The sequence below is a fragment of the Mycolicibacterium arseniciresistens genome (assembly GCF_030519285.1).
GTDB lineage: Bacteria > Actinomycetota > Actinomycetes > Mycobacteriales > Mycobacteriaceae > Mycobacterium > Mycobacterium arseniciresistens.
The window spans coordinates 1-17,290 of the sequence record NZ_JAUMSQ010000156.1 but is presented as its reverse complement, the minus strand read 5'-3'; the positions used below and the strand labels follow the sequence as shown (position 1 = coordinate 17,290).

Annotated in this window: 16 protein-coding genes; 6 read left to right on the top strand and 10 right to left on the bottom strand. The window is 69.1% G+C overall.

The genetic code is table 11. From position 1 onward, the window contains the following. The 5 genes from Q2100_RS18935 to Q2100_RS18915 form a co-directional block, all read right to left on the bottom strand. A partial coding sequence (locus tag Q2100_RS18935) for a cell division protein PerM (protein WP_302915294.1) occupies window positions 1–930 on the bottom strand: 930 nt, incomplete at its 3' end. Between the two features lie 60 nt (window positions 931–990). After that, window positions 991–1,854 (bottom strand): DUF5336 domain-containing protein, encoded by an 864-nt coding sequence (locus Q2100_RS18930; RefSeq protein WP_302915293.1) that lies wholly within the window; start codon window positions 1,852–1,854, stop codon window positions 991–993. 159 nt (window positions 1,855–2,013) lie between these two features. Further along, window positions 2,014–3,144 carry a dimethylsulfone monooxygenase SfnG gene (gene sfnG / locus Q2100_RS18925; RefSeq protein ID WP_302915292.1) on the bottom strand — a complete coding sequence of 377 codons (1,131 nt, stop codon included), beginning with the start codon at window positions 3,142–3,144 and terminating at the stop codon, window positions 2,014–2,016. A 57-nt stretch (window positions 3,145–3,201) separates the two neighbouring features. After that, on the bottom strand, window positions 3,202–4,404 hold the full coding sequence (locus tag Q2100_RS18920) for a type III PLP-dependent enzyme (RefSeq protein ID WP_302915291.1): 1,203 nt from the start codon (window positions 4,402–4,404) through the stop codon (window positions 3,202–3,204). After that, window positions 4,364–4,933, bottom strand: coding sequence for a hypothetical protein (locus Q2100_RS18915; protein WP_302915290.1), 570 nt, complete (start codon window positions 4,931–4,933; stop codon window positions 4,364–4,366). The genes Q2100_RS18920 and Q2100_RS18915 overlap by 41 nt, the downstream gene beginning before the upstream one ends. Window positions 4,934–5,004: 71 nt before the next feature. Between Q2100_RS18915 and Q2100_RS18910 the strand changes: the two genes are divergently transcribed. Then, complete coding sequence (locus Q2100_RS18910; RefSeq protein WP_302915289.1) at window positions 5,005–5,853, top strand: LLM class F420-dependent oxidoreductase; 849 nt, start codon at window positions 5,005–5,007, stop codon at window positions 5,851–5,853. Between the two features lie 71 nt (window positions 5,854–5,924). Here the strand turns inward: Q2100_RS18910 and Q2100_RS18905 are convergent, their stop codons facing one another. The 3 genes from Q2100_RS18905 to sucC form a co-directional block, all read right to left on the bottom strand. Continuing rightward, the gene (locus Q2100_RS18905; protein ID WP_302915288.1) at window positions 5,925–7,457 is read right to left on the bottom strand and encodes an acetyl-CoA acetyltransferase; all 1,533 of its coding nucleotides are present in this window, start codon (window positions 7,455–7,457) and stop codon (window positions 5,925–5,927) included. 143 nt (window positions 7,458–7,600) lie between these two features. Then, entirely contained in the window at window positions 7,601–8,503 is a 903-nt protein-coding gene (gene sucD / locus Q2100_RS18900; protein WP_302915287.1) for a succinate--CoA ligase subunit alpha, read from the bottom strand. A gap of 14 nt (window positions 8,504–8,517) precedes the next feature. Next, entirely contained in the window at window positions 8,518–9,681 is a 1,164-nt protein-coding gene (sucC, locus tag Q2100_RS18895) for an ADP-forming succinate--CoA ligase subunit beta (RefSeq protein ID WP_302915286.1), read from the bottom strand. Window positions 9,682–9,930: 249 nt separating this feature from the next. Here sucC and Q2100_RS18890 point away from each other — a divergent pair, with 249 nt between their 5' ends. The 4 genes from Q2100_RS18890 to Q2100_RS18875 are packed head-to-tail and all read left to right on the top strand — an operon-like array spanning window position 9,931 to window position 13,166. Beyond that, window positions 9,931–11,031 carry a M23 family metallopeptidase gene (locus tag Q2100_RS18890; RefSeq protein ID WP_302915285.1) on the top strand — a complete coding sequence of 367 codons (1,101 nt, stop codon included), beginning with the start codon at window positions 9,931–9,933 and terminating at the stop codon, window positions 11,029–11,031. Further along, entirely contained in the window at window positions 11,032–11,691 is a 660-nt protein-coding gene (locus tag Q2100_RS18885; RefSeq protein ID WP_407667657.1) for a hypothetical protein, read from the top strand. Between the two features lie 2 nt (window positions 11,692–11,693). Further along, entirely contained in the window at window positions 11,694–12,626 is a 933-nt protein-coding gene (locus Q2100_RS18880; protein ID WP_302915284.1) for a hypothetical protein, read from the top strand. Window positions 12,627–12,656: 30 nt separating this feature from the next. Then, window positions 12,657–13,166, top strand: a complete 510-nt coding sequence (locus tag Q2100_RS18875) for a hypothetical protein (protein ID WP_302915283.1) — start codon at window positions 12,657–12,659, stop codon at window positions 13,164–13,166. Here the strand turns inward: Q2100_RS18875 and pcrA are convergent, their stop codons facing one another. Continuing rightward, window positions 13,167–15,485 (bottom strand): DNA helicase PcrA, encoded by a 2,319-nt coding sequence (gene pcrA / locus Q2100_RS18870; protein ID WP_302915282.1) that lies wholly within the window; start codon window positions 15,483–15,485, stop codon window positions 13,167–13,169. Between the two features lie 200 nt (window positions 15,486–15,685). Between pcrA and Q2100_RS18865 the strand changes: the two genes are divergently transcribed. Continuing rightward, window positions 15,686–15,985: a chorismate mutase gene (locus Q2100_RS18865; RefSeq protein WP_264012671.1), complete on the top strand. Its 300-nt coding sequence runs from the start codon at window positions 15,686–15,688 to the stop codon at window positions 15,983–15,985. Window positions 15,986–16,081: 96 nt separating this feature from the next. Here Q2100_RS18865 and Q2100_RS18860 read toward each other — a convergent pair. Continuing rightward, window positions 16,082–17,290: SGNH/GDSL hydrolase family protein (locus Q2100_RS18860; protein ID WP_302915281.1), on the bottom strand; the 1,209-nt coding region annotated here is incomplete at its 5' end.

Genomic DNA, 17,290 nt, shown 5'->3' with positions numbered 1-17,290 from the left:
GGCCAGCGGCACCGGCCTGCGCGCGCACTGCTGGCCGACGGCGACCGCCGCGGCCGCCGCGACGATGAGCAACGCCACCCACACCGGTCCGAGCGGCGGCGTCGGCACCGCGGCGAGCACGGGGAGCGCGGGCACGTCACCGCCGAGCACCGTGAACGAACTGAAGGTCGCCAGCCCGATGTGGGCGCTGGACCCGACGGCCACCGCCGATGCGCCGACGAAGACGTTCGGTGCGTAGAGCACCGACAGCACTGTGAGGCTGAACTGGCCGAACGCCGAGTCGGTGATGGCGTACAGGTCGTGCATCGTCGCCCAGTGCACCACCAGGGATCCGGCGGTCACCACACCCGACAGGCCGACCAGCGTCAGCACCCCGGCTGTCGCGGCGCGGAACGCGTCGGGCAGCCAGTTCGGCAGCGGCGAGCCGTGCACCGTGCGGCGACCCACCTGCGACGCCACCCCGAGCGCCGCACCGATCGCATGCACCGCCAGCACCGCGCCGAACGCCGGCAGCGCGTGCGGGGTCTGCAGGTCGGTGAGCACCGAGGAGGCGTCGTGCACGACGGCCAGGGCGATCGCGGCGATCAGCAGCGGCCCACCCAGCGCCGAGGCGACGACCCACCGGATGACGAACCAGGACGCGCGCTGCGTCATCGCGGCGGCGGTGGTGCGCATCGCGCCGTAGGTCATCAGCAGCACCGGCAGCAGCGGCATCACACCCAGTTCGCTGCCGCCGATCGACACCGGGACGCCGTGCACCGCCAGCCACATGCTGGCGATGGCGCCGAACGTGCCGGTCATGTCGCTGTTGGCGATGACCAGCTGGATCAGCGTCACCGCCGCGATGACGACGAGCGCCACCACCGACGGCCCGAACGCGACCCGAAGCAGGTCCCGCGCCTGGCGGGTCGCGACTGGCCGGTTGTCCACTAGCGGGGCAGCTCCTCGCGCAGGCTGACGTGCGCGTACTTCACGCACGCGCGGCTCAGCTTACGACGGCGCGGGGCCGGACTGCTGCGATGACGGCGATTGCTGCTGACCCGGATTCTGCGAGGTCGGCTGCTGCGGCTGGCCGTAGGTCGGGAAGCCGGTGGGCGGGGTCGGCGGGCCGCTCTGCGAACCGCCCTGGGGGCCGCCGGCCTGGAAGCCGCCGGTGGTGGGCTGACCGGGGTAGCCACCGCCGTACTGCGTGGGGTACCCGCCCGGTCGCTGCTGCGGCAGCTGCTGCTGACCGGGGTGCTGCTGGGGGCCGCCGTAGTAGCCGCCCGGCGCGCCGTACTGGCCGAACTGCTGCTGCTGGTCGTACTTCGGCTTCGGCGCAGGCGGGGCGACGATGCCCGAGTCGAACAGCAGTGCGGCGACCGCGGCGCCGGTCTGCAGCAGCGCAAAGATCAGGATCAGCCACAACGCCCAGCCGTAGTCCACGTTGTCCGGCTTCTGGAACATGTTGGTGAGGATCAGCAGGAACCCGAGCACCGAGACGACCGCGACCAGGGCGGTGTAGTTGCGCTGCTTGGGCAGCGTGGCGACGGCGGCGAAGAGTCCGGCCAGCAGCAGCGCTGCCACCGCCAGCGTCATGCCCTCGGTGGTGCCGGACTCCCCGCCGATGCCGGGGATGTTCTCGTACTCGGTGGGCACGTTGGCCTCGAAGACGGGCGCGAACGCATTGAGCAGGAAGCTCAGCAGTCCGAGCACCGCCGCGGCGAGCAGCAGGTAGGACGGCAGCTTGTTCGGCCCTGCCGCGGTGTCACCTGCGGCGTCGGGCACCTTGCCGAACTGCTGCGTCGGCGCGCTGAACTGGGTGGTCGGCTGCTGGGACGGCGGGTATCCGGGGCTACCGGGTGGGTACGACATGGCCTCTCCTGTGCTGGTCGGGCGTCGGGAAGATGTGCACGACGGAGACGCGGTGGTCTCCGGCCGGCACGGACAACCGTGAGCGATTCGTTCCCCACGCTAGCGCACCGACCTGCGAGTGCGGCCAACGACGGGTGGGAAGCCGCGGCCGGTGTGCGCTCAGGCCGACACCAGCACCGGCGCGTCCGCCGAATCCCTTTCGCTGTCCTCGATTTCCCGGACCAGCGGCAGCACCCGGGCGCCGAAGTACTCGATCTCCTCCTGGAAGTGCAGGAACCCGCCGAGGATCAAGTCCACCCCGCGTTTGCGGTATGCCGCAATGCGTTCCGCGATCTGCTCGGGCGTGCCGATCAGCCCGGTGCGGAAACCGTCGTTGTACTGGACGAGGTCCTCGAAGCTCGAGTCGGCCCACATGCCCTTCTTGTCGCCGGTCGAGTTCCCGGCCTGTTGCACGGCGCCGCGGAAGCCCTCGACCGCGGGGCGGTTGGCCTTGTCGACGATCTCTCTCAGGACTTCCCTCGCCTCTTTTTCCGAGTCCCTGGCGATGATGAAGCCGTTCAGCCCGAAGCGCACCTCGCGGTTCGCCTCACGGGCGTGGCCGCGCACCTCGACGAGCTGCTCGGTGACGCCGTCGAAGTCCTTGCCGTTGGAGAAGTACCAGTCCGAGTAGCGGCCGCCGTTGCGGCGGGCGGCCGTGGAGTTGCCGCCCTGGAAGATCTCCGGATTGGGCCGCTCGGCGGTGTTGACCGGTTTCGGCTTCAGCGTGAAGTCGTGGATCCGGTAGAAGTCGCCGCGGAAGTCCACGTCGTCCTCGGTCCAGATCTTGCGCAGGACCTGCAGGAACTCCGCGCTGCGCCGATAGCGCTCGTCGTGTTCGAGCCACGGTTCGCCGAGGTGGGTGAACTCGTCCTTGAACCAGCCCGACACCACGTTGACCGCGAACCGGCCGTTGCTCAGGTGGTCGGCGGTGGCGCCGAGTTTGGCGAGCACCGCGGGCTGCCACAGCCCCGGGTGCACGGCGGCGATCACCTTCAGCCGCTCGGTGGCCAGCAGCAGCGCGAGGCTGAAGCTGGTGGACTCGTGCTGGTACTCGGCGCCGTAGCTGGCCTCGTAGCGGACCTGGCTCAGCGCGTACTCGAAGCCGTTGTTCTCCGCGGTCTGCGCGAGCTTCTTGTTGTACTCGTAGTTCCAGTCGGTGCGCTGCTCGATGGTGCTCGTCACCAGGCCGCCGCTGACGTTGGGCACCCAGTAGGCGAACTTGACGTGGTCGGCGATCCGTTCGGTCGTCATGGTCAGCCATCCCAGCAGCGGGAGCGACGGCCGTCGCGGGTATCGCTCTGGCTGAACTTATGTGGCCGGCCTCGTGTGCTCGACGATCGGCGTCGCGGCGATCCCGTTGAAGCGTGACGCGGTCACCGCGGTGTAGGCGCCCATCATCGGGCTGACCAGGATGTCGCCGACCTCCAGCGGCGGCATCGGGTAGTCGCGGGCGACGACGTCGACGCTGTCGCAGGTGGGGCCTGCCAGCGTGACGACGTCGTCGGCCGCGACGCCCTCGAGTTCGCTCAGCGCCAGGATCGGCGGGTGGACGTCCTCGGTCATCACGTTGGAGTAGCTGCCGTAGACGCCGTCGTCGAGGTAGTGCCACTGCCGGCCGCCGCGTTCGGCGCTGCCGACGACGCTGGTGAGCAGGGTCATCGAGTCGGCGGCGAGGAAGCGGCCCGGCTCGGCCAGCAGGGTGAACTCGCCGCGGCGGGCGCCGAGGACCTCGTCGACGATCTCGGCGACGGCGGCCAGGGCGGGCATCGGCTCGCGGTAGCTGACTGGGAATCCGCCGCCGATGTCGATCACCCGGGTGGGGACGGCCAGCGTGTCGGCGATGTGGCCGACGAGGTCGAGGGTGCCGCGCAGCGCGGTGCGGTACGGCTCGGCCGTCGACCCCTGGCTGCCGACGTGGAAGCTGAATCCGGCGAACTGCACGCCCGCCGCGAGGACGTGCTTGACCAGCAGTTCGGCCTCATCGGGTTCGACGCCGAACTTCGTCGACAGGTCGGACTTGGCCGACGGGTTGCGGAACGCCAGCCGCACCAGCACCTCGATGTCGTCCGGGCGGCCGGTGAACTTCTGCGCCTCGACGGGGTTATCGACCACGAAGGTGCGGACTCCGGCGGCGTAGGCGTGGTCGATGTCGGCCGGCTTCTTGACCGGGTGGGTGTGGATGCAGCGTGCCGCCCGCCGGTCACCGAGCAGGTCGAGCGACCGCAGCAGGTCGATCTCGCCGGTGGTGGCGACGTCGAAACCACCGCCACAGGCGGCGACGGCGGCCAGCACTGACGGGTGCGGCGCGGCCTTGACGGCGTAGTGCAGGCCGAAGCCGGGCAGGTGGGCCGCGAGTTCGCGGTAGCGGGCGGTGACGCGGTCGGCGTCGAGCAGCAGAAGCGGTGTGCCGTGTCGCGCGGCCAGCTCCCGGTAGCGGGCCGCCCCGGTTCCGGAGCTACCGCGTAGCTCGTCACGCAGGAATGCTCGACGTGACCGGACCGTCGCATCCATCTGTTACCTCCCCTGTGCTGGGCCGGCGGACCAGCATTGTGCTGAACCGCTCGTAGCTGAAGATCGCGAAGACGTAGAAGGCGAGGTCGGCGGCGAGGCTGCCGAGGACCCAGCCCAGCGCGGTACTGCCGACGAGGAACGGGCCGGCGAACAGCGCGGCAGGCCGGATGACGATGCTGTCGATCGCCTCGGCGGGCCCGAACTCCACGGCGATGCTGCGGACGGCGAGTCCGTTGGCGAGGAGCATCCGCAGCACGGTGTTGCGGCCCGCGAGCGATCGGTAGGCCCAGCGCACGCCGTTGACGTAGGCGGTGGCGTAGTAGCCGGCCGACGAGCCGATGGTGCCTGCCACGACCGCGGCGGCGTAGGAGCCGGTGAGCTGGTAGGTCGCCAACGCGCTGCCGACCTCGGCCGTCCATCCCGCGAGTTCGTTCGGCAGGTAACGCCGAACCCATTCCATGACCTTGCCGCGGGCTCGGCGCCGAATCCCCATGGCGGAGACGTTCGTCGGCCCCGCGGCCGGCGTCATGCGTAGTGCACTACGCCTCTGCGCTGGCGACGGCCTTGCCCTCAGGACTAGAACACGTTCTAATTCACGGCATGGACTACGGGCTCGTTCTCTTCACCAGTGACCGGGGCATCGCGCCCGCGGCGGCCGCCAAGCTCGCCGACGACCACGGTTTCCGCACGTTCTACGTGCCCGAGCACACGCACATCCCGATCAAGCGGGAGGCCGCACACCCGACGACGGGCGACGAGTCGCTGCCCGACGACCGCTACATGCGGACGCTCGACCCGTGGGTGTCGCTGGGCACGGCGTGCGCGGTGACGTCGCGGGTGCGGTTGTCGACGGCGGTGGCGCTGCCGGTGGAGCACGACCCGATCACCCTCGCCAAGTCGATCGCGACGCTCGATCACCTGTCCGGCGGGCGGGTCTCGCTCGGCGTCGGATTCGGCTGGAACACCGACGAACTCGCCGACCACAACGTTCCGCCCGGCCGCCGGCGCACGATGCTGCGTGAGTATCTCGAGGCGATGCGGGCGCTGTGGACCGAGGAGGAAGCCTCCTACGACGGCGAATTCGTCAAGTTCGGGCCGTCGTGGGCATGGCCGAAGCCGGTGCAGTCGCACATCCCGATCCTGGTGGGCGCCGCAGGCACCGAGAAGAACTTCAAGTGGATCGCCCGCAGCGCCGACGGCTGGATCACCACGCCGCGCGACTTCGACATCGACGAGCCGGTGAAGCTGCTGCAGGACACCTGGGCGGCGGCGGGTCGCGACGGCGCGCCGCAGATCGTCGCGCTGGACTTCAAACCGGACCCCGACAAGCTGGCGCACTGGCGCGAGATCGGCGTCACCGAGGTGCTGTTCGGGCTGCCGGACAAGTCCGACGCCGAGGTCGCGGGATACGTCGAGCGGCTGGCCGGGAAGCTCGCGGCGCTGGTGTAGCTCGAACGTGAGCTTGTGCGCGAAGATTGCCTCGAATCTCGCGCACAAGCTCACGTTCGAGCGACGGGCGCCTAGGCCAGAGTCGCGACGTTCGTCGTGCCGTCGTTCGTCACCGCGATCGCCGCCCCCAGCGGGTCGCCTTCGGTCATCAGTGCCACCAGGTCCGCGTCGGTGGTGAGCGCCATGAACCGGCTGCCGTCGGCGTCGAGCCTGCCGATGATGACGCCCGTGGTGTCCGGCCAGTCGTAGCGCACCGAGTAGGTCTCGATGGTCCCGCGGCCGTCGGCGTTGCGGGTGACCGCCACCTTCGGCAGCGCGGCGATGTCGGCCTGCAATTCCCTGCTTCGATCCGGCGCCCAGTCGGCGGGCTCGGTGGAGTACACACCGACCGAGTACTTGCTCATCACACCGCCGTTCGCCCCGACCAGTCCGAAACTGCCCGGCTTGTCCCGCATCTCGGCGACGGTCTCGGCGATGCCGTGCAGCGAGTAGCTGTTGCCGGGCCCGCCGAAGTAGGGCAGCCCACCGGTGAGCGTCAATCCACGTGGATCGTCCGGCGCGAGTCCGAACGCGTCACAGACGGCGAATACCGGGAACGGGAAGCAGCTGTAGAGGTCGAACGTCGCCACGTCGTCGATGCCGATGCCTGCAACCCGGAGTGCTTCCGCGACAGCCTGTTCCGCGGAGACGCTCACGCTGACGTCGGGGCGGTCCAGTAGGTCCTGCTCGGTCTGGTCGGCGTGCCCACGCAGGTACACCCACTTCTCCTGCGGCACTCCGAGCCGGCGTGCCGCGGCCACCGACATCACCAGCGCCGCCGCCCCCTGGTTCACGGTGTCGCGAGCGACCAGCAGCCGGGGATACGGGTCGCAGATCATCCGGTTCTCGTCGGTGACGGTGACGATCTCGTCGACCGACCGTTCCACCGGGGACGATGAGAACGGGTTCTTGGCAGCGACTTTCGAGAACGGCGAGAACAATTCGGCCATCTCGCGGCGATAGTCGGCGACACCCAGTCCCAGCCGGGCGCGACGCGCGTTGTCGAGCAGCCCGTACTGCACGGGCGCGCCCGTCAGTCCGTGCCCCGCGGTGTATTCGCTCATGTACTGCTCGAAGCCGTAGCCACGGTCTTCGAGTTGTCCGCCGACGTGTTCGGTGAAGTCCGGCTTGTCGTCTCGGCTCCCGTAGTACTTCGCCGTCGACCCAGGCTCGGAGCCGACGATCAACGCCACCTCGATGTCGCCCGCGGCGATCGCCCCGGCGAACTCCGTCATCACCTTCTGCGGCCCGTTGCCGCCGATGGGCTCGAGCACCGCACGCACGGGGTCGGCGCCGATGCGTTGGGCGACCGAGCGCAGATAGTTGTCCGAGGCGCCCAGCGGCGGGTCGGCGAACGGCGTGCAGATCTCGAACTGGCGCAGCCCGACGAACACCTCGATGGCCTCGGCCACGTCATCGGCCGAGGCGCCGGTGTCGTCCAGCGCCGCCCGCACCGCGGCGGTGGCGAGGTCGACGGCCGACAGTCCGCGGTAGTCCGGGTCGTCGATCCGTTCGGTGAACTGGCCGACGCCGACGATGACGGGCGTGCGGGGATCAACCGGCATCACGGACCTCCTGAGAAGTGTTACTTCGTCAGGCTAACCGAAAACTGGAACGTGTTCCAATCCGCCGCCTGCCGAACGCGAGACTGCGGCCAGATCGCGAAACCCGGAGGATTCGCGATCTGACCGCAGTCTCGGCGTGCTGTCTAGAGGCTTTCGAGCAGCTCGCGAGCCAGCGTGGCCGTCTCCGACGGCGTCTTGCCGACCTTCACGCCCGCGGCCTCCAGCGCCTCCTGCTTGGCGGCGGCGGTGCCCGACGAGCCCGACACGATGGCGCCGGCGTGGCCCATGGTCTTGCCCTCCGGCGCGGTGAAACCCGCGACGTAACCGACGACCGGCTTCGAGACGTTTTCCTTGATGTAGTCGGCGGCCCGCTCCTCGGCGTCGCCGCCGATCTCGCCGATCATCACGATGACCTTCGTCTCGGGGTCCTTCTCGAACGCCTCGATGGCGTCGATGTGGGTGGTGCCGATGACGGGGTCGCCGCCGATGCCGATCGCGGTCGAGAAGCCGAGATCGCGCAGCTCGTACATCATCTGGTAGGTCAGCGTGCCGGACTTCGACACCAGGCCGATCGGGCCCTTGCCGGTGATGTTGTTCGGCGTGATGCCGACCAGCGACTCGCCGGGGGTGATGATGCCGGGGCAGTTCGGCCCGATGATGCGGGTCTTCTCGCCCTTCTCGACGTTATAGGCCCACGCATAGGCGCTGTCCTGCACCGGGATCCCCTCGGTGATCACGACGAGCAGCGGGATCTCGGCGTCGATGGCCTCGATGATCGCGTCCTTGGAGAACTTCGGCGGCACGAATGCGATCGACACGTCGGCGCCGGTCTCCTTCATCGCCTCGGCGACGCTGCCGAACACCGGGATGTTGACGTCGTTGCCGTCCTTGTCCTTGTGCGACACCTCGGTGCCGGCCTTGCGGGCGTTCACGCCGCCCACGATCTGCGTGCCGGCCTTGAGCATGAGCGCGGTGTGCTTGGTTCCTTCACCGCCGGTGATGCCCTGGACGATGACCTTGCTGTCCTTGTTCAGGAAGATAGACATCTGTTGACTTCCCCTTACTTGTTCGCCAGCTCGGCGGCCTTGTCGGCGCCCGCGTCCATGGTGTCGGCCTGGATCACCAGCGGGTGATCCGCCTCGGCCAGGATGCGCCGGCCCTCTTCGACGTTGTTGCCGTCCAGCCGGACGACCAGCGGCTTGTTGGCCTCGTCGCCGAGGATCTTCAGCGCGTTGACGATTCCGTTGGCCACCGCGTCACAGGCGGTGATGCCGCCGAACACGTTGACGAAGACGCTCTTGACCTGGCTGTCGTTCAGGATGACGTCGAGGCCGTTGGCCATCACCTCGGCCGAGGCGCCGCCGCCGATGTCCAGGAAGTTGGCGGGCTTAACGCCGCCGTGCTTCTCACCGGCGTACGCGACGACGTCCAGCGTGGACATCACCAGGCCCGCGCCGTTGCCGATGATGCCGACCGCACCGTCGAGCTTGACGTAGTTGAGGTCGTTCTCCTTGGCCTTGAGCTCGAGGGGATCGGTGGCGTCCTTGTCCTCGAACTCCGCGTGGCCCTCCTGCCGGAAGTCGGCGTTGGCGTCGAGGGTGACCTTGCCGTCGAGGGCCAGGATCTGGCCGTCGGGCGTGCGCACCAACGGGTTCACCTCGACCAGGGTGGCGTCCTCCTTGACGAACACCTCCCACAGCTTGGCGATGGTCACCGCGGCGGCGTCGAGCACCTCGGCGGGCAGGTGGCCCTGCTCGGCGATCGAGCGGGCGAAGGCCTCGTCGACACCCTTGGTCGCGTCGACGGGGACGCGAGCCAGCCGGTCGGGCTTGGTGGCGGCGACCTCTTCGATCTCCATGCCACCCTCGACCGAGCACATCGCCAGGTAAGTGCGGTTGGAGCGGTCGAGCAGGAACGAGATGTAGTACTCCTCGGCGATGTCGCTGGCCTCGGCGACGAGCAGCTTCTTCACCACGTGGCCCTTGATGTCCAGGCCCAGGATGTTCTGCGCGTGGGAGAAGGCCTCGTCGGCGGTGGCGGCGTACTTCACGCCGCCGGCCTTGCCGCGGCCGCCGACCTTGACCTGTGCCTTGACCATGACGGGCTTGCCGATTTCCTCGGCGATGGTCTTGGCGTCCTCGGCGGTATCCGTCACCCGTCCGGGCGTGGTGGGCACGTTGTGCTTGGCGAATAGCTCTTTCGCCTGGTATTCGAAGAGATCCATGGGCTCACTGTCTGTCTTGGGTTGACGTCGAGGGTTGCGCCTGACCGGCTCGGGGGAACCTTATCGACACCGCAGTGACGCGTCGGCACCGCCTACCTCTCTTGTGGCAGATCCCACCGGCGGCCGTCAGTGATACAGGTCACAAAACCTGCCGGAATAGTCCCACAGGTTGCCACCAACATTGGATTTTGGTTAACGTGCCTCTGGTCTTCGATAACGTTCAGGTCACGGATAGAAGGACTATTCAGGTTGGCGCAGCATCGTTCGTCCCCCACTCCGCAAGGAGCCTCGACGAACGCTCGGCAATGGCGGACCAATCCGTGCTTCGAGCACGAGACCGAGATCACCGACATCATCCCGTTCAACGAGTTCGGCGGTCTCGGCGACTTGGAGTTCCGCGACCACACCGCGTTCGACCGGGAATCGCGGGTCATTCACGCTCCTGAGCTCGACGATCTGCACGACTGCAACGAGACGCCACTGCGGCTGGCGGTTCCGTCCGAGTTCCGCGCCGACTCGCGTACCGATTCCCGCACCACCCACTCGCGGCGCGCCCGGCAGTCCACCCACGCCTACCGCGACAGTCACACCGACGTCAGCGACGGATCGGCCGCCACCGACATCATCGACATGGCCGGCAGGCGCGGCCTTCACCGCAAGGAATCCGTAGGCGCCGTCAAGAGCCGGCTGATGATCGCCGCCATGGCCGCAGGCGCGACCGCCGCGGGCGCCTACTCGCTGAGCAACGCCACCGAGCCGGTTCCCGGCGACACCGTGCTGGCCGCCGGCGAGACGGCCATCAACGGCGCCTCGGTCACCGGTTCGGTCGACGGCATGCAGATCGTCACCGTCGCCTCGAACTCCGAGGGTTCGGTCCACGCCGAGGAGATCACCAAGGCCGCCGCCTTCGCCCAGGAACGCGCCGAGCGGGAGGCGCGCCAGATGCGCCCGCTGTTCGTGATGCCCACCCGAGGCGTGTGGACGTCGAGCTTCGGCCTCCGGTGGGGCGTGCTGCACGGCGGTGTCGACATCGCGGGGCCGATCGGCACCCCGATCCTGGCCGCCTCCGACGGCGTCGTGGTCGACGTCGGCCCGACCGCCGGATACGGCGCCTGGGTGAAGCTGCGCCACTCGGACGGCACCGTCACCCTCTACGGCCACATCAACACCTGGGACGTCTCGATGGGCGAGCGGGTGATGGCAGGCGACCAGATTGCCACCATGGGCAACCGCGGCAACTCGACCGGTCCGCACCTGCACTTCGAGGTGCTGCAGAACGGCTCCAACCGCGTCGACCCGGTCGGCTGGCTGGCCAGGGGCGGCGTCAGCGCCGGCAGCTATGTTGGCTGAGTGAGCGACGGAGTCTTCCCGAGCGGCCCTTCCTCAGACCAGACGCGCATCATCCGGCGTCAGCCCGACAGCGCGACCCCGTCGACACCCGTTCCCGTTCAGGACGAGTCGCAGACCGGCATCATCCGCCGCCACCCCACCGGCGAACTGCCCGCGATGCCCGAAGGCGAACTACAGACCAGTTACATCGAACCGGCATCGCTGCAGGCGACCGGTTACATCCCGCGTCCCAGGCCGACGGCCATCCCGAAGCAGGGGGGCGACGCCGACCCACGAACCGCCGTGGCCGCCGCGGTGGTCAGCATCGTCAGCGGCTGGGCCACCGCCGTCATCGCGACCGATCTGATCACAGGGTGGTGGCGCACCGACCGGCTCTTCTGCGTGGCCGTCGGGTTCCTCTCCGCGATCACCGCCGCGGCGATCATCGGCGGGCTCGTTCAGCTGCTGCTGCGCCGCCGGATGGGGCGGCTGCTGATCGTGGTCGGCTCGGTGATCAGCCTGCTCATCTTCGCCAGCCTGTTCGTCGCGGGTGCGAAGCTGCCGCCCGCCGTCTACGCCATCCCAGTGCTGCCGCTGGCCGGCATCGCGCTGACGATGCTGCCGTCGACGGCCAGGTGGAGCCGGTCCTCTCCTGCCGGTGACTCTGCGCCCACGGCGTAGAAGTGCGAGAGGCACGCGCCGTGCACGCGGAGTCGACGGCGAGGGCGGCGGTAGTCGCGACCGCGGCGACGATCTCGGGCGTGCTTGCCGCCGCACTCGGCGTCGCCGCCACGCTGCGCGCCCTGTTGATCTTTCAGATGTCCGAGGCTGCCGACGCGAGCACCCTGCAGCGGGCGTACGCGTTCGTCAGTTCAGGAGTGCCGGCGGGAGTGACGGCCACCTTGTTCGCAGGCGCGGTGCTGTTGCACGGGAAACAGCCCGCCGGACGGCTGCTGCTGGTCGCCGGTGGGACCGTGGTGCTCCTGGTCACCGCCGCCGATCTGTTGATGTGGTTCGGATTCGACCACGCCGCATGGTCGAACGACCTGGTTATCGGCAATCCCCGGTGGAGCTGGACGGCGATCGCGATCATGACGATCGTCCTCGCATCGCTGCCCGCCACACGACGCTGGTGCAGCGGTCGGCCGCCGGTGTCCGCACGGCGTCGCGACGCGGCGGCCATCGCAGCGGCGGCTGTGTCGATGCCGATGGCGGCCTATCTCTGTTGGCTGGCCTGGCGGCAGTACGACTTCGGCTGGGTCTACGTCGAGATGGGCGAGGTGTTCGGATCGGACATCGGCTCGGTGTGGTCACGGACGATGCTGGAGACGTTCCTCGCGGCGGTGGTGACCGCCGCAGTGCTGGTCACAGGTTCGGTGGCGCTACTGTTCGGCGCAGCGATCGGCCGCTGGCTCCTGGTCGCGGCCGCCGCGATCACGCTCGGGCAGGCGGTGTACGGCTCAACCGACTTCGCCTTGCTCCTCACTGAACTCGGCGCCCCAGACCTTCTCCGCGTCTTCGCCCCGCAGACCCCCGCAGCCGTGCTGTTCACGGTGGTCGCCCCGCTCGTCATCGTGGTGCTGGCGGTGCTGCCGTCGCCGAAATCGCCGCGCTGACCGGGTGTCTGCCGTTGTTATGTTGATCCGGTGAACCCGTGGCAACACCAGCAGCCTTACGTTGCCCCGCCGGGATACCCGCCGTTCGCTCCCCCGGTTGACCCGCGGCCGAGCGGCGCGACTGCCATCACCGCAGGCATCCTCGGCTTCGTCAGCGGTGCCCTGCCGCTCATCGGGATGCTGCTGGCGGTCGCCGGCGTCGGCATCCTGACGATTCTGTTCGGGGGCTCGGAGGCCAAGGGCGAAGCGGTGGCCTTCATGAGCCTGCTGGCGCTCGGTGTGCTCGTCCCGCTGGTCGGCTCGATGGCGCTGATGATCGCGTCGGCGGTGCTGCTGATGCGGGTGGCGGCGGCGCGGTACGTGGTCGCGTCGGTGTGCGCGGCGATGGTGGCGTACCGCATCGTCGAGCTGGTGACCGGACCGGCGGCGCCGCGGATCGACACGTCCGACGCCACGTGGGCGGTGCTGCACGTCGTGACGGCCGTGCTGGCGCTGCTGCCGTCCACCGGGCGCTGGTGTGCCGCGCGCAGCCGGCGCTGACTAGAGCTTGCTCACCGGCGCGTGGTTGTGCATGAGCTTGACCCGGCCGGCGCTGCCGAAGTCGATCAGCGACATCGCCGACTCCCCGACGCCCGAGACCTCCTCGACGCGGCCCAGCCCGTACTTGTCGTGGGTGACCCGATCGCCGGGCTCCAGGACGAGCGGGGGGCGCTTGGCCGCCGACGAGCGCGCAGGCGCCGGACGCGGGGTGCCGAACCGGCCGGCACCGCTGACGGGAGCCGAGTACGACGGCGTCGGGTCGGTACGCCGCCAGTCGATGAGCTCCTGCGGGATCTCGCGCAGGAACCGCGACTCCGGGTTGAGCATCGGCTGACCCCAGGACGACCGCACCTTGGCCCGGCTGACGTACAGCCGTTGGCGTGCGCGGGTGATGCCGACGTAGGCCAGCCGCCGTTCCTCGGACAGCTCCGTCGGATCGCCGAGCGCCCGCATGTGCGGGAACATGCCGTCCTCCCAGCCGGTGACGAACACGACCGGGAACTCGAGGCCCTTCGCGGTGTGCAGCGTCATCATGGTCACCACGCCTGCGCCGTGCTCGGGCAGTTCGTCGGCGTCAGCCACCAGTGACACCCGCTCGAGGAACTTCGCGAGGACGCCGGTGTCGGGGATGTCCTCGTCGACGGGCTCGTCGTCGGCCAGCGCCTCGGCGTTCGCCAGGTCGATGCTGAATTCGTGTGCGACGCTGACGAGTTCGTTGAGGTTGTCGAGGCGGGCGAGGTCCTGCGGATCGCTGGACGCCTCCAGTTCGGCACGGTAGCCGGTGCGGTCGAGCACCGCTTCGACCACATCGCCGAGCTCGTCGTCGAGGCGTCCGCGCAGTTCGTCGAGCATCGTGACGAAGCCGGAGATGCACTTCTCCGCCCTGGTGTTGAGCATCGGCACCCGGCCCTCCGCGGCGGCCTGCAGGGCGTCGTTGAAGCTCGAGCCGGTGTTCTCGGCGTAGACGGCGACGCACGCCTCGGCCCGGTCGCCGATGCCCCGGCGCGGGGTGTTCAGGATGCGCCGCATGCTCACCGAGTCCCCGGGATTGTCGAGCACCCGCAGGTAGGCGACGATGTCGCGGATCTCCCTGCGCTCGTAGAACCGGACGCCGCCGACCACCTTGTAGGGGATGCCGGCGCGGATGAACACCTCTTCGAGCGCACGTGAGGAGTTGTTGGTGCGGTAGAACACCGCGACGTCGTTGTAGGTGATGTTGCAGCGGTCGGCAAGCGCGTCGATCTCCTGCGCGACGAAGCGGGCCTCGTCGTGCTCGTTGTCGGCGACGTAGCCGACGATCAGTTCGCCGGCGCCTTCGTCGGTCCAGAGCCGCTTCTCCCGACGGCCCGTGTTCCGGGCGATGACGGAGTTCGCGGCGTTGAGGATGTTCTGCGTCGAGCGGTAATTCTGTTCCAGCAGAATGGTCGTCGCGTTCGGGTAGTCGCGCTCGAAGTCCTCGATGTTGCGGATGGTGGCGCCGCGGAAGGCGTAGATCGACTGGTCGGCGTCGCCCACCACGCACAGCTCGGCCGGCGGCACGCCTGTGGTGTCGTCGTCCGGGCCGGCCCGGCCCACCAGCTCGCGCACCAGGACGTACTGGGCGTGGTTGGTGTCCTGGTACTCGTCGACGAGGATGTGCCGGAACCGTCGCCGGTAGTACTGGGCGATCTGCGGGAAGCGTTGCAGCACAGCGACCGTCTCGCCGATCAGGTCGTCGAAGTCCAGGGCGTTGGCGCCGCGCAGCCGGCGCTGGTACTCGGCGTAGACCTCGGAGATGATGCGCGGCAGGTCCTCGTCGGCGTTGGAGGCGTCGTAGGCCGCCTGCTCCGGGTCGATGAGCTCGTTCTTCAGGTTGGAGATGCCGTTGGCCAGCAACCGCGGCGAATACCGCTTGGTGTCCAGCCCCATGTCCTTGCCGATCATCAGCAGCAGCCGCCGCGAGTCGTCGGAGTCGTAGATCGAGAAGTTGGAGTTCAGCCCGGGCAGCAGCGACGCCTGGTTGCGCAGGATCCGCACGCAGGTGGAGTGGAACGTCGACACCCACATCGCGCGGGCCCGCGGGCCCACCAGCCCGACCACGCGTTCGCGCATCTCGGCGGCGGCCTTGTTGGTGAACGTGATCGCCAGCACCTGACCCACACCGACCTCGCGGGCGGCCAGCAGATAGGCGATCCGGCGGGTGAGCACCGCCGTCTTCCCCGACCCGGCGCCGGCGACGATCAGCAGCGGCGAACCCTCGTGCAGCACCGCCTGGCGCTGCTGCGGATTGAGCCCGTCGAGCAACTGGTCGGTTTCCGAGGTGTGGGAGGTGACAGTCATACTGCTCCAAACCTACCGCCGCACGGTGACACCTTTGCGCCGATGTGGCAGTTGGTGGCACACTGATTCGCGTGCTCAGCAAGCGGCGATTTTTCTACGGGTACCGGCCAGCGGTGCCCGTGGTCTAGCTGCTTCAACACAGAGCCCCGCGGTCCGCTTCCGGATCCGGGGCTCGTTTGCTGTGTGAGACCTGGTTCCGGATGACACCATCAAACACACACAACGAGGAGTCACCGATGTCAGTCGAATCCGAAACCACGCACGACATCGACGCGCTGCGTCTGGAGATCGACGAGCTCGACGCCACGATCCTGCAGGCCGTCGCGCGCCGCACCGAGGTGTCCAAGCTCATCGGCAAGGCCCGGATGGCCTCCGGTGGCACCCGCCTGGTGCACAGTCGCGAGATGAAAGTGCTCGAGCGCTACAGCCGGCTGGGCCCGGAGGGCAAGGACCTCGCCATGCTGCTGCTGCGGATGGGCCGCGGCCGACTCGGCCACTGATTGCCAAGTTCCGCCGGAACTGCATTCCCGGTTGGCAAGTCGCGCGCTTGATGACCGGGAATGCAGTTCCGCGCAACGGTGGCGCTCAGCGACGGATCATTTGCGCAGGGCGTCGGTGAGCCACGGCGTCAACCACTCCACCGCTTCTGGCGTGGGATGCACGCCGTCGCTGCGCAACCGGATGCCGTCGACGCGGGTGGTGTAGTAGCCGCGCGGGGACAGCTTCTTGTTGAAGTCCAGCACCGACACCTTCGGGCGGTCGCCCACCACCTCGCGCAGCAGATCGTTCCACTCGTCGGCGCGGTCGGGGTCGTCCTCCGGGTAGAGGCTGCCGTCGGCCTGCTCGGCGCGCCGGTTGTAGGGCGCCGTCGTCACCAGCACCTCCGCCCCGGTCGAGCCGAGGATGTCGAGCGCGCGCTGCAGCTCGCCGCGCAGGTAGGCGTCGTAACCCGACTCGCCGACGTGGGTCCAGTCCCCCTCGTTGACCCGGTCGACGACCTCCCACCGGCCGACCATCAGCAGCACCACGTCGGGGCGGTCGTGGTTGATCCGCTGCGCCCACCGGGCCGGCCAGGTGTCGCACTCGGGCTTCTGATTGAGCGTCTCGCCGGTCATCCGGTACGGGCCGCCGCGGGCGATGCCGCAGCCGATGGTCGTGTAGTTGATGAAGCGCAGTCCCGGCGTCGACGGCAGGTAGCGCATCAACGTCCAGGCGACCGAGTCCCCGAACACCGCGACGGTGCGCGTTCCCGGCGGGTGCTGCGTGTCGTTCGTGCCGACGGCGACGGGGATCTCCGGCAGTACCGCCGCCGCCGACGCCACCTCGAGCGGAGGTCCCGGGTCCTCGGCGGGGTGGATGCCGACGGGGACGACGGAGACGGTCACCACCGCGGCCGTCGCCACTGTTGCCACCGCGAGCGGCAGCATCGGCACCGACGACGGCCGCCAGCGCCGGACCGGCTGCTCGATCAGCCACCACGACAGCCCGGCCACCAGCAGTGTCGCCGCGCACCGGGCCACGAACAGCGGCCACCCCGACCACCCGGTGCGTTCGCCGTTGAGCACCATGAACACCGGCCAGTGCCAGAGGTAGACGCCGTAGGAGACAGCGCCCAGCCACACCAGCGGCGGCAGGGCCAGCATGCGCGCCACGGGTCCGCGCTGGTCGAGCGCGACGGTCGCGACCACCAGCAGCGCGGCGGCGGCGACGGCGGTGAACAGCCCGGCCCGGTACTCGGCGGGGCTGCCGGTGGCGTGGTGGGCGAGCACCGCGACACCGGCCAGGCCCACCAGCGAGAGCACCCG